Consider the following 12,142-nt stretch of genomic DNA (forward strand, 5'->3'; position numbering starts at 1 on the left):
GCCCGTTCATGACCATACTCGCCGGCACTCTGCTGCTGATCCTGTTTCTTTTGCTTGGTCTGCCCGTTGGCTTCGCCCTTGGCGTGGCGGGTAGCATCAGCCTGCTGTTCGTGGCCCCGCAGGCCACCGTTCTGGGCCTGATGACAGAGGTCGTGCACCACACCTTTGCCAATTACGTGATCCTGACGATCCCGGCCTTCGTGATGATGTCGGAGTTTCTCAGCGCGGGCGGCATCGCCGACGACATGATGATCGCGTGCAACCGGCTGATGCGAAAGGTCAAGGGCGGGCTGGCCATGGCCTGTGTTCTGGCCGGCGCCGTTCTGGCGGCCACGTCCGGCTCAAGCACGGCCTCGGTGGCCACCATCGCCCGGGCCGCCTACCCGACGATGAGCCGGCTGGGCTACAACCCCGGCCTCGCGATCGGCACGATCTCGATCGCGGGCACGCTGGCCATCATGATCCCGCCGTCGATCGCGCTTGTCGTCTACGGCATCCTGACCGAGGAATCGATCGGCAAACTGTTCATCGCCGGCATCGGCCCGGGGGTGGTGACGGGGCTGGGCTACATGGTCGCGATCCGCCTGGTGCTCTGGCGCAACCCTGACTGGGCGCCGTCGCATGACGATGCCCTGACCGATGCCGAAGGCCACCGGCTCGAACAGAAGGGGCGGGTCTGGCCGGTAGTGTTGCTGGTCGTGCTCGTGCTGGGCAGTCTCTATTCCGGGCTGGCGACGCCAACCGAAGTGGGCGCCATCGGGGCGGTCGGGGCCTTCCTGCTGTCGCTCTCGCTTGGCCGGCTGCGCGCCGGCACCGCGGCCACCGCCATCGGCAACACGCTGCGGACCAGCGCGATGATCGTGACGATCATATTCGGCGCGCTGATGTTCGGGTATTTCATGACCTACACCCAGGTCACCAACCGGCTGCTCGATTTCATCGCCGCATCCGATATCTCGCCGCATCTCGTGCTGGTGCTGATCCTTCTGATGTATCTCCTGCTGGGCATGCTGATGGATCAGTTCGCGATCCTCGTGCTGACGGTGCCGGTCAGCTACTCGATCGTCACGGGCCTCGGCTTCGACCCGATCTGGTTCGGCATCCTGATCGTCAAGACCGCCGAGATCGGGCTGGTGACGCCGCCTGTGGGCCTGAACGTCTTCATTGCCTCAGCTGCCACCCAGACCCCCACCAAGGTCGGGTTCAAGGGCGTCGCCCCCTTCGTCGCGGTCGAGCTGGTGCTGCTGGCGCTGCTCGTGTCCTTCCCGGAAATCTCTCTGTTTCTCGTGAACTAGCCCGGAGGCCAGAATGAAACTTTTCACCTACAGCCTTCAGAGCGACAGACCCCGCGCCGGGTTTGCCCTGAACGGGGACTACTTCGATCTGGGCGCCGCCCTTGTCGCACGCGGCAAGACGGATCAGGCCGATCTCGTTCAGAACGGCGGCCTTCGCGCCATGCTCGAACACGGGCTGCTCGACGATCCAACCCTTCGCGACGTGACCGCCGCCGCGGGGCCGGAGAAACTTGACCCTGACGCTATCCGGTTCCTTCCACCCACGGGCCGGCCCGCCAACGTGATCGGCGTCGGGCGCAACTACGGGGCCCACGCGCTGGAAGGCGGTCTGCAGGCTCAGGAAGAGCCCCGGCTTTTCGCAAAGCTGACCTCCTCCGTCATCGGCCACCGCGAACCGATCCGCCGACCCGCAGGCGTGACCAAGCTCGATTGGGAAGGCGAGATCGGCGTCGTCATCGGCAAGACCGTACGGGGCGTGGATGAAGCCGGCGCGCTGGGCGCGATCGCGGGCTACATCCCCCTCAATGACGTGACGGCCCGGGAATTCCAGTTCGACAGAAGCCCCGGTCAGACGACCTTTGCGAAAAGCCTCGACACGTTCTGCCCGGCCGGGCCGGTCATGCTGGCCGCCGGTGACAAGGTCGACCCCGGGGGGCTGTCGCTGCGCACCTTCCTGAACGACGACCTCGTTCAGGAAGGCAAGACAGACGACCTGATCTTTCCGATCCCCTACCTGGTCAGCTTCATCAGCCGGTACGTGACCCTGTCGCCGGGCGACATCATCGCCTCTGGCACGCCCGCCGGCGTGGGCCATTTCCGGGAGCCGCCCGCGTACCTGCAGCCGGGCGACGAGGTGCGGGTCGAGGTCGAGGGGCTGCCGGCCCTCGTCAATCCGGTCGTGGATGAAAGCTGAGGAGCCAACGAAAGAATGAGCGAAGACAAACAAGACACCCTTTATGACGCCCAATCCGTTCGCAGGCAGGCGGCCGAGGTTCTGTCCGCGTGGGGCATGGGGCCCGAGAACGTCGCGCTGACCGCCGAGGCGATGCTCGATTGCGACCTGCGCGGGATCGGCACGCACGGGATATCCCTGCTTGCGCTGTACGAAAAGTGGCGTGAGGGCGGCAACTTCAACCTCGGTGCCGATGATCGCGTGCTGAACGACGGCCTCGGCTACGCCAGCATCGACGCCCAGGGCGGGCTTGGCTTCCCGGTCTCGGTGCGCGCCGTCGACCTGGCCTGCGAAAAGGCACGAGAGGTCGGCGTGGCCGCCGTCACCGTCAACAACTCGCGTCACTTCGGGGCCGCCGGCTATTACGCCCGGCGCGGGGCAGAGCAGGGCATGATCGTGCTCGTCGCCTCCTCCACCAAGGTGGTGTGCGTCGTGCCGCCGGGCGCGGGCGAGTCCGTTCTGGGCACCAACCCGCTGGCTTACGGCGTGCCGCGACAGGGCACGCACCCGATCGTGTTCGACATGGCCACCTCGACGGCCGCCGGCAACAAGATCCGTCTGTTCCAGCTGACGGGCGACCCCGTGCCCGAAGGCTGGGTCGTCGATGGCGAGGGCGCCACCGTGACCGACCCCGAGGTTGCCGCCGAAATCGTGTACGGCAATCGGGCCGGGGGGCTGACCCCGCTGGGCTCGACCCCGCAGATGGGCGCCTTCAAGGGCTACGGGCTCGCCCTGCTGGGGCATTTCCTTGGCGGTACGCTGGCGGGTGGCGCGTTTACCGGCGCGCGCGGCGACGCGGCGCCCAAGGGCGACAATATCGGCCATTTCTTCCTGGCGCTCGACCCCGAGAAATTCCGCGGCCTGACAGAGTTTCACACGGACCTCGACATCGTCGACGACACCCTTCGCGCGACACCGCCGGTCGATCCCGACCGCCCGGTTCTGCTGCCCGGGGATGTCGAAAAGGCGTTGTCCGACCGGCGCCTCGTCGAAGGCGTGCCCTTGTCATCCGAGCTTGTGGCGCATCTGCGGCGCATCGCCCAGTCGGCGGGGGCCGAGTTCGTGCTGTCGCCCGTCACCCAATCCACAGAATCAGCCTAGGAGGTATCGAAATGGTTAATGTCGTTCCCAATGATGACATCATGGGCGCACGGGTCGAAGGCCTCGACCTGTCCAAGCCCATGGACAGGGAAGTCTACGAGACGATCATGCATGCGGTGGGCACCCACGGGGTCGTCTGTTTTCCCGACCAGCATCTCGAAGCGGGAGAGCTGAAAGCCTTTGCCCAGAACTTCGGCGGGCTCGAGGTCAACGTCGCCAATTCCTTCATGGATGACGAGCACCCCGAGGTGATGATCCTGTCGAACATCAAGGAAGACGGCAAGCCCATCGGGCTGGCCGATGCCGGGCAGGACTGGCACACCGACATGTCCTATTCCAAGGATATCGCCTTCGCCAACGTGCTTTACGGCATCAAGATTCCGCGGCGGAACGGCGTGCCGCTCGGCTGCACGGAATTCGCCAACATGCACAAGGCCTACGAGGACCTGCCCGACGATATCAAGCAGAAGATCGAAGACCGCACCGCGACGCACGACTTCAACAAATTCTGGGAAAAGATGCGCCGCGAAAAGGGAAGCACGCGCCCGCCGCTGACGCCGGAACAGCGCGCCAAGAAGCCGCCGGTCTCGCACCCGATGGTGATGACGCACCCGATCACCGGCAAGAAGGTGCTCTATGCCAACCCGGGCTACACCGTGAAGATCGACGGCATGGACCCCGAGGAAAGCGACGAAATCCTGAAATTCCTGTTCGAGCACCAGCTGCAGGACAAGTATCGCTACAAGCACCTGTGGTCCGAGAACGACGTCATCATGTGGGACAATATCGGCACGCTGCACAATGCCGTCGCCGATTACGGCCCGGATGAGCCGCGCCTCATCAAGCGGTGCCAGGTGATGGCCGACAAGGTGTTCGACTTCGAGTTCAAGGCCACGGCCTGAGCCATGCCGGCCCGGCCAAGAGGCCGGGCCGACGCCCCAGACAGCCGCACAACAGACAGCAGGACCCAATGCAGTATACCAGCGAAGAGGGCTACGATCCGCTGCCGTTCGACCCGTTCAAGGCCATCATTGCGCCGCGGCCGATCGGCTGGATCTCGACCCTCGACACAGAAGGGCGCCCGAACCTCGCCCCCTACAGTTTCTTCAATGCCGTCTCGAGCCGGCCGAACATGATCGGGTTTTCCAGCGACGGCTACAAGCACTCGCCGCGCAACGCCCGGGACACCGGCGAATTCGTCTTCAACCTGTCCACCAGGCCGCTGCTCGACCAGATGAACCGCACATCGGAAGAACTCGAAGACGGCGTCAACGAATTCGACTTTGCCGGGCTTGGCATGACGCCCTCGAAACTGGTGGCGCCCCCGCGCGTGACAGAGGCGCCCGCCGCCCTCGAATGCAAGGTGGTGTCCTGTGACGAGTTGACGGACGTGCACGGCGCATCGACCGGCCGCTGGTGGGTCGTGGGGCAGGTCGTGGCCGTCTATATCGACGATGACTTCATCCGCGACGGCCGCTTCGATACCGCCACGGCGCAACCGCTGGGGCGCTGCGGCTATCGCGATTATGCGGCGGCCGACACCCTTTTCGAGCTGCTGCGCCCCACCGATCCGGGGCGCGTGATCAGATGAAACTCTATCGCTTGGTCGGCCCCGGCGGCGACGACCGCCTTCAGCTTCACGAAGAGCCGAAGCCCCGGGTCGGCCCGAAAGACCTTCTTGTGCGCATCGGGGCGGTCTCGCTGAATTACCGCGACCTGATGGTTCTCGAAAACCGCTACGCGCATGGCGCCCTGCCCGATGGTCTCATCCCCTGTTCCGACGGCGCGGGCAAGGTGGTGGCCACCGGCGATCAGGTGGACCGCGCCGCCGTGGGCGACCGGGTTGCCGGGCTCTTCATGCCGCGCTGGCTTGGCGGCGCCTTTGAAGAGAGGTTCCGGTACGATGCGCTGGGCGGCGACCGTGATGGCGTGCTGGCGGAATACGCCGTGTTCGATCAGGAAGCGGTGGTTCACATCCCCGATCACTTGAGCTTTGCCGAGGCCGCCACCCTTCCCTGCGCGGCCCTGACCGCGTGGCACGCCCTTTTCGGCCCGCGCCCGGTCTTGCCGGGGGAAGACGTGCTGTTGAAGGGTACGGGCGGCGTCAGCCTCTTTGCGCTGGCGTTTGCCAAGATGGCGGGCGCGCGCTGCATCCTGACCACGACGCATGCGGAAAAACGCGACCGCGCGCGCGACCTCGGGGCTGATGAGGTGATCGTTCTGTCCGAAACCGACGACTGGCCGAAGGCCTTGCGCGACGCGACGGCGGGCCGTGGCGTGGATCATATCGTCGAGGTCGTGGGCGGCGAGACGCTGTCACAGTCGATCCATGCCGCGCGCAACGGCGGGCAGATCCATTACATCGGCGCCCAAAGCAAGGGCTCGATCGACCCCGTCGATCTACGGCGGAAAAACATCGAGCTTCGCGGCGTCTATGTCGGCTCCCGCGCACAGTTTATGGCGATGAACCGGGCCATCGGATATGCGGGCTATCGCCCGGTCGTTGACACCGTCTTCCCCTTCCCCGACGCGCTGAAGGCGTACCAGTATCTTCGCCTTCAAAAGCATATCGGGAAGGTCGTGATCGCGATGGATTCGCCCTGACATGATCGCTAACCGCTTCGGCAAAAGCGGCGCGAGGGGTCTCGTGCTCGTGCTGCTGTGCGTGCTCGGTGCCGAAGTCGCCACGCTGCAGGGGGTGCCGATGGCGTGGATGATCGGGCCGATGCTCGTGTCGACCGTGTTCGCCGTGTCGGGGTGGCATGTGCCTCTTCCGCGCCAGACCCGGATCACCGGCCAGTCGATCGTGGCAACGGCGGTCGGCCTGCAACTGACCTGGGCGGGCGTGGTGGCCGTCTCGGACCTCGTGGTCGAAATCCTGATCGTGGCGCTGGGAAGCGGGTTTCTGGCGATCGGGCTGGCGCCCCTGCTTCATCGCCTCTCCCGCGTGGACCGGGCCAGTTCGTTCTTCGCCTGCGTGCCCTGCGGACCCGCCGAAATGGCAGAGCTTGCCGAGAAAGGCGGCGGAAACGGCCCGCTGGTGGGGCTCGTGCAGGGCCTTCGCATCGCCATGGTCGTGCTGATCGTGCCAAGCGCGCTTCGGCTTGCCGGTGTGCCGCTCGTGGAAGACAGCCGCATTGCCGGCGACCTGTTCGCCTTCGGCGTCCTGACGGTTCCGGCGTTGTGCCTGGCGTTGCTCACCGCCCTGGCGTTCAAGCGCCTCGGCATGGTCAGCCCCTTTTTCCTCGGCCCGCTTGCCCTGGCCTCGATCCTTGCGGTCATGGTCGAGGGCCCCGTGGCGTGGCCCCGCGGGCTGACCTATGCGGGGCAGTTCCTGTTGGGCGTGTCGCTGGGGCTTAGCTTCAACCGCGATCTGCTGCGACTGGCCCCCCGCTTCGTGGCGGCCTCCGCGCTGACCACGCTCCTGACCATCTTGGGGTGCACGGCCTTGGCCCTGTGCATCGCCAGTATCGATGGTTTGCCGTTCGCGACACTCACACTGGCCGCCGCCCCGGGCAGCGTAACGGAGATGTCACTCACCGCGAACGTCATGGGCCTTGATGTTGCCATGGTAACTGGCTTTCATATCGTCCGCCTGTTTATTTTGATGCCGCTTGCGCCCTTGGCACTGATTTTGGTTTCCAAGAGCGCGGCTCACGCTGGATCAAATGAATAGATTGAAGTTCGCCCGGTGGAGTTTTCAGACGACGTCGAACTCATCTCAACTTGGACAGAGACGCTGTCCTATTGGCGGCGCGTAGGTTGCGCGGTCTTAAATGTATTTATGGCTTGGGGGCTAGATAAGCGCTCTTAAACTGCATTCTTCTGACATGGTCATCCCTCCGACACTTCCCCCCTCAAGCAGGACTGGAATGCGCCTGTTGGCGTGGACCATTTTCCGGTTCGTTGCCGCGTTCAGGTGTTTCTCAATAAACCGGCTTGTGCCATATCGCGAACGTTGTTCTACGCCCTTCGAACGTCTCACGTAAGGCCCAATATGTGAGGTGCCCCTAGTTTCCTAGACACCTGCCTGGTTCAGTTTCTGCTGTCTGATTTCGAAGTCAACGGGCGACAGCATGCCATTGTTCGTGTGCTTTCGTTTCGGGTTGTAGAATAGCTCGATGTATTCGAACACGTCCTGCCTAGCGGCTTCTCGGGTTGGGTAGGTCCGGCGCCGGATGCGTTCTCGCTTTAGGAGCTGGAAGAAGCTCTCGGCGACGGCGTTGTCGTGGCAATTCCCGCGCCGGCTCATGCTGGGCTCCAAGCCATGCTGCCTCAGGAAAGCCTGCCATTCGCGGCTGGTGAACTGAGAGCCTTGGTCTGAATGTAGGATCACCCGTTCCGTCGGCTTTCGTCGCCATACGGCCATCAGAAGGGCCTGGAGCGCCAGGTCTGTCGTCATGCGGGATTGGGCGGCCCAACCGACCACACGACGCGAAAAGAGGTCGATGACGACGCACAGGTACAGCCAGCCCTCATGGGTCTTGATGTAGGTGATGTCGGTGACCCAAAGCTGATCGGGGCGAGATGCCTCGAACCTCTGTTCCAGCTTGTTCTCGGCTACCATCGCCGGCTTGCCAACATGACGGCCGGGACGGCGTCGGTAGCCCACTTGCGCAGCGATCCCGGCCTGAGATGCCAGTCGCGCAACGCGGTTCTCGGAGATGATCTCGCCTTGGTCGCGTAGATCATCCGTTAGCTTGCGGTAGCCATAGACCTTACCGCTGTCCGCCCGGGCCTGGCGGATCAGCTCGGTTTGACGTGCATCCTCCTGCGCGCGGTGGCTTAACGGTTCCTTAAGCCATGCGTAGAAGCCGGAGAAATGAACCCGCAGCACCCGGCACATGGCACGGACGCCAAACTCTGCGCGATGCGCCCGGATGAAGGCGTACTTCATTGGGACTCGCGCGCGAAGTACGCCGTTGCCTTTTTTAGGATGTCGCGCTCCTCGGTGACCCTGGCCAGTTCGCGCTTCAGCCGCCGGTTCTCGGCCTCGTGGTCCACGCCCGGCTTCGGGACAGGCTCCCCGAACAGCTTCAGCCACTTGTAAAGGGAATGCGTGCTGACGCCCAACCGCCGGGACACCTCGCGCACCGGATACCCCCGCACCGTGATCTGATGCACCGCATCGCGCTTGAACTCGTCGCTGTAATTGCTTGTCCCCATATCGGCCTCCTTGCCTCAAAGTTAGGGTGCAAGGTGTCTACAAATCTAGGGGCACCTCAAACGAGCTAACGGCCGCGGGAGCGATTATAGAAGCTAAGTTGGGGACTTTTTGTTGACTGTACCTGTGAGGCAGCCGTCCCTAGCAGGGAAATGATCGTTCAATGACGCCCATTGTCTCATATAAATTTAGGTGATTGCATCTGCGGAAAAGCGGAGAGCCGCGACCCGTAGGCGTTGGTTTTGGTTTGATAGAAGCCAAGGCCGTAGACCTCTGATGAACGCTGGGCGATGCCTCCATTTGTGAAGCGTTGAGAGCTGTGCGCGAAGCGCGAAAAATATTCTCACCAACGGACATTTGGCGCTGGAAATTTGGTACGGCTTTACAACTGAATTTTTCCTATTCGCTAATAGAAAGTCGCACGGTCCTATTGCATGAATTCAAGCGACAGTTGTCGACTGGTTCGCTCCGACTGAAAACTCCAGATGCCCGCATCGAATTCACGTCGAGAGATGGATAACAAGTCCGCCGCAAAACTAAATACTTCGCGAAGATAATCGTAGTTATCGTCCTCCAATCCCACGAGCTCAGCAAAGTCGCGGATGTGGCGATCTACAGCGATGCAATCCACTCCCACTAAACAGGCCATGTAATCGACGGTTTTTGGGCCGACACCTCTCACTCGCCGAATACCCACCCGAAAGCTCTTGTCCCGTAGGGCACTGCTTAACTCGGACGTGCTGTCAATTTCCGCCTCGGTCAGGAAGCTGACCAGATTGTCAAAGCGTGATATCTTCTCCCGATGCTCCCATTGCAAGAACTTTGGGCTTCCCTCTTGCTCGATCACCTCCATCAAGATGTTCATGGTCGTGGCGTGCGGGAAGGTTCTAAGAATATTGGCAATCCGAGGCTTAACAACTTTCGCATAGTTAAGCCCAGCTTGTAAGACCGAGTCAGCAAGTACCGCGCCCATATGGTGATAAACGGGTCTGCAAGAGACGCGCGATCCCAGAATGCCGTTCCGAACAGCATGGTTGGCAACGCGCCGGGCGGCATGCAGAGCGTCTGAAGTGTTTAGGTTTTCTGCCACTTCTATTCTTCCTGTTTACGCGAGGCCGGCTCCCACCAAGGCATTCAGCCTCTCTACGCAGTTTGGACAGGCCCCGCAAGGAAACGAACTTGACGCCTGACAAGAGAAGGTGCGGCCGATAGGTACCCCAAGGTCCAGCGCTCGTCGGACGACGTCGACCTTGGCTTTTTCGCGGAAGGGCGCATGGAAGCGTACGGCGCCGACACCACGTGAGAGCTCTTCAAGGCCGTTCATGAACTCGGTGCTGCAGTCTATTTCCTTGGCATGATTGCTGTTGATGAAGCCCGAATACACGTCGAGGATTCGAAGCGTCTGGGCGCGAGCTGCGGCCACAGCGAAGAACAGCATCGTCCGGTACGGGAGGTACAGGTCATCATCTGAGATGGCTTCTTTCCAAAGGTCTGCTTCCACGATCATCCGTGATGGCGAGCCCTTGAAGACGTCCGAGATATTCAGCCGTTCTGGCGGCATCGCCTCTTGCGGGAGGACTTCCTGCACTTTCGCCCATTCTGTCTCGGCACAGTGTTGGCCGTAATCGAAGAAGATGGGATGAACTTCTGTCCCTTCGTTGATCAGCAGATAGCAGACCGTTGTTGAATCAAGTCCGCCAGAGACCATGACGACAGCCTTCTTCATGAACGCGTCGCCCTTAGTCTCGAAATAACTTCGAAGAGGCCGTTTAGGCAGATATCCAGCTTGTCCGAATAGACCGCGCTCCCCGCCATCACCATGGTGTTGGTATTCTCTTTGAGTGGATCGAAGGTGATCACTGGCTTTTTCAGGGCAAGAGCCAGGCCAATTTCAACGAGTGTGCCTGGATCGCGCTCCAGCGGCAGTGCGAAAACCAGATCACACTCCTCGAGCAGACCAAAATCACCCATATATGCGGCTCGCATTTCATGCATCGAGCTTTGCGGGTTTAGCTCTCCGTTCTCTTGTACCGGGCGGCGAATCCGAAAATTATGATAGGCGAGCGCCCGAAGTGCTTCTTCGAGGTGCGTGCGGTCGACGTAGGAAAAGTCGGGAGCGGCGAAGTATATCTGAAAGTCCGGCCGTGCATGCCAGGGCAGAAATGTTCCGCCCAAGCCGCGCATTTGGTCGATGGAGAGCGCGAGGCTGCGCTGGACATCTCTTTTGAAGTCGTCCGGGTAGGTTGTGTGGGCATAGCACGTAGCAGCGCGCGCTGCCTTCCATCCGGCATCAAAGACGGCGCCATCCAGCATGGACGCGAAAACCGCTGAATACACGTCACCGACGCCGACTGAGTTGACGGTTTCGCCGAGGAGCGCCGGAATCTCGTCGACTTTGTCACCGCGAAGATCGAACACACGGCTGCCGCCGCGATTTTCCTTCAGAAGAATGGCTTGCGGCGACAGATCGCGCAAATCAGCCAGCAAGCTGGACATATCCTCCGACGCGTTCTCCAGGAACATTGGAGACGATGTAGAAGTCACTACGGCGGCAATGTTCCCCTTGAACGATGAGAGCGATCGAAGGTCCGGGAGATCATAGGCGATATCGAAGCTTGCCTGAACATCCTCGGCAAGTAGGGATCTCAGGACCGTGAGGTCGTACTTTCCAGGGAAAATCAGACAGGTTTTGAAGGTCTTTAGTGCGTCAACTTCTCCGCGGTATTCGACAGATTTTTCGTCCCTCAGAATGTCTTGATATGCTTGGTCGGCGAGTTCGGTCGGATCGCCAATCGCCATGAGGTTCGGCGCGCCCTTGACCTCTGCCAGCCAGATAAATTCGCTGCATCCCAAGCTCTCGAGGTAGGCTCGCGCCTGATCGACCAGATAGCCGGGGCATGCAGCGGCCACGGAAAAGTTCGCGTCTATCGCCCACAGCCCGCGGGCCGCGTGAATGATGCCGCCGAGCCGTAGCTTACTTTCAGCACCTGCCTTCGGTAGGGTGAAATCTACGTAGACCTCGCCGACCAGCAGAAGGTCTTGGCTAGGACTCATGGCGTCCGAGGCGCGAAGTCCACGCTGACCGATGCAACTGGAGCCGATGCCGAGGAGTTGACGCGCCCTTCATAGGTGAATCCCTCAGCCATGCAGTCTGCGAGATAGTTCAAGCTGGTTGGTAGCGCTCCCACGGTTTGGCCGCTTGCGTCGACGGCGAACAATCGGCCACTGTGCTCGATAGTTAGCGCCGTGTTGGCCGGAGGAACCCCGCCGCTAGCGGCGAAGTAGTCACACTGCTCGACCTCTTCGAGGACGCAGGAGAACGCCCGGGCACAGCGATCCTCCCCACTTGCGCCGCCACTCCCGGCTCCTTCGCCGCCCTCTTTGGGGCGCGAGCCGGGGTAGTCCGAGAAGCTTCCAGAGCCAGTGCTACCCATATCAACCCTCAAATCAGCATTCCATGTTCATGTGAGGGTCTTTCAATTCAAGCGATATTTCAAGCCAAAGAAGTAGACTTCGACGAGCGTGAAAATTGAGGCATTATCGATGACTACTCAGGCAAGAAGACGCCGCGAACGGCACCTTTCGCTCGCCGCGCTGCAGTGATCCATGCCGGGGCTAAAGGTCGGCTTC

11 protein-coding genes are annotated in these 12,142 nt (G+C 61.6%); 7 read left to right on the plus strand and 4 right to left on the minus strand.

All coding sequences use genetic code 11. From position 1 onward, the window contains the following. Positions 1-8 precede the first annotated feature (8 nt). The 7 genes from RIdsm_RS04930 (at position 9) to RIdsm_RS04960 (ending at position 7,024) form a co-directional block, all read left to right on the plus strand. On the plus strand, positions 9-1,295 hold the full coding sequence (locus RIdsm_RS04930) for a TRAP transporter large permease (RefSeq protein ID WP_057819711.1): 1,287 nt from the start codon (positions 9-11) through the stop codon (positions 1,293-1,295). Between the two features lie 13 nt (positions 1,296-1,308). Next, the gene (locus RIdsm_RS04935) at positions 1,309-2,208 is read left to right on the plus strand and encodes a fumarylacetoacetate hydrolase family protein (RefSeq protein WP_057819713.1); all 900 of its coding nucleotides are present in this window, start codon (positions 1,309-1,311) and stop codon (positions 2,206-2,208) included. A 15-nt stretch (positions 2,209-2,223) separates the two neighbouring features. Further along, positions 2,224-3,348: an Ldh family oxidoreductase gene (locus RIdsm_RS04940; protein ID WP_057819715.1), complete on the plus strand. Its 1,125-nt coding sequence runs from the start codon at positions 2,224-2,226 to the stop codon at positions 3,346-3,348. Positions 3,349-3,359: 11 nt separating this feature from the next. After that, positions 3,360-4,250: a TauD/TfdA dioxygenase family protein gene (locus RIdsm_RS04945; protein ID WP_057819717.1), complete on the plus strand. Its 891-nt coding sequence runs from the start codon at positions 3,360-3,362 to the stop codon at positions 4,248-4,250. Positions 4,251-4,318: 68 nt separating this feature from the next. Then, the gene (locus RIdsm_RS04950; RefSeq protein ID WP_057819718.1) at positions 4,319-4,939 is read left to right on the plus strand and encodes a flavin reductase family protein; all 621 of its coding nucleotides are present in this window, start codon (positions 4,319-4,321) and stop codon (positions 4,937-4,939) included. After that, a complete protein-coding gene (locus tag RIdsm_RS04955) occupies positions 4,936-5,952 on the plus strand; it encodes a zinc-dependent alcohol dehydrogenase family protein (RefSeq protein WP_057819720.1) in 1,017 nt (338 codons plus the stop codon). The genes RIdsm_RS04950 and RIdsm_RS04955 overlap by 4 nt, the downstream gene beginning before the upstream one ends. 1 nt (position 5,953) lies before the next feature. Next, on the plus strand, positions 5,954-7,024 hold the full coding sequence (locus RIdsm_RS04960; protein ID WP_057819722.1) for an AbrB family transcriptional regulator: 1,071 nt from the start codon (positions 5,954-5,956) through the stop codon (positions 7,022-7,024). 342 nt (positions 7,025-7,366) lie between these two features. Here the strand turns inward: RIdsm_RS04960 and RIdsm_RS04965 are convergent. The 4 genes from RIdsm_RS04965 to RIdsm_RS04980 form a co-directional block, all read right to left on the minus strand. After that, positions 7,367-8,514, minus strand: a protein-coding gene (locus tag RIdsm_RS04965; RefSeq protein ID WP_143100480.1) for an IS3 family transposase whose coding sequence is annotated in 2 segments (ribosomal slippage) — positions 7,367-8,271 and positions 8,271-8,514 — 1,149 coding nt in all. Because the reading frame shifts where the segments join, the coding sequence is not laid out codon by codon here. 425 nt (positions 8,515-8,939) lie between these two features. Then, positions 8,940-9,602 (minus strand): HhH-GDP family DNA glycosylase, encoded by a 663-nt coding sequence (locus RIdsm_RS04970; protein WP_057819729.1) that lies wholly within the window; start codon positions 9,600-9,602, stop codon positions 8,940-8,942. Positions 9,603-9,617: 15 nt separating this feature from the next. Continuing rightward, positions 9,618-10,238: a 7-cyano-7-deazaguanine synthase gene (locus RIdsm_RS04975; protein ID WP_057819731.1), complete on the minus strand. Its 621-nt coding sequence runs from the start codon at positions 10,236-10,238 to the stop codon at positions 9,618-9,620. Beyond that, entirely contained in the window at positions 10,235-11,566 is a 1,332-nt protein-coding gene (locus RIdsm_RS04980; protein ID WP_057819733.1) for a nucleoside 2-deoxyribosyltransferase, read from the minus strand. Before RIdsm_RS04980 ends, RIdsm_RS04975 begins: the two co-directional genes overlap by 4 nt. Positions 11,567-12,142: the final 576 nt, after the last annotated feature.

The organism is Roseovarius indicus (assembly GCF_008728195.1).
Classification (GTDB): domain Bacteria; phylum Pseudomonadota; class Alphaproteobacteria; order Rhodobacterales; family Rhodobacteraceae; genus Roseovarius; species Roseovarius indicus.

Coding starts and splice junctions, on each gene's coding strand:
- RIdsm_RS04940 (WP_057819715.1), top strand. CDS start 2,224: ATGAGCGAAGACAAACAAGACACCCTTTATGACGCCCAATCCGTTCGC.
- RIdsm_RS04930 (WP_057819711.1), top strand. CDS start 9: ATGACCATACTCGCCGGCACTCTGCTGCTGATCCTGTTTCTTTTGCTT.
- RIdsm_RS04945 (WP_057819717.1), top strand. CDS start 3,360: ATGGTTAATGTCGTTCCCAATGATGACATCATGGGCGCACGGGTCGAA.
- RIdsm_RS04955 (WP_057819720.1), top strand. CDS start 4,936: ATGAAACTCTATCGCTTGGTCGGCCCCGGCGGCGACGACCGCCTTCAG.
- RIdsm_RS04935 (WP_057819713.1), top strand. CDS start 1,309: ATGAAACTTTTCACCTACAGCCTTCAGAGCGACAGACCCCGCGCCGGG.
- RIdsm_RS04960 (WP_057819722.1), top strand. CDS start 5,954: ATGATCGCTAACCGCTTCGGCAAAAGCGGCGCGAGGGGTCTCGTGCTC.
- RIdsm_RS04980 (WP_057819733.1), bottom strand. CDS start 11,566: ATGAGTCCTAGCCAAGACCTTCTGCTGGTCGGCGAGGTCTACGTAGAT.
- RIdsm_RS04975 (WP_057819731.1), bottom strand. CDS start 10,238: ATGAAGAAGGCTGTCGTCATGGTCTCTGGCGGACTTGATTCAACAACG.
- RIdsm_RS04950 (WP_057819718.1), top strand. CDS start 4,319: ATGCAGTATACCAGCGAAGAGGGCTACGATCCGCTGCCGTTCGACCCG.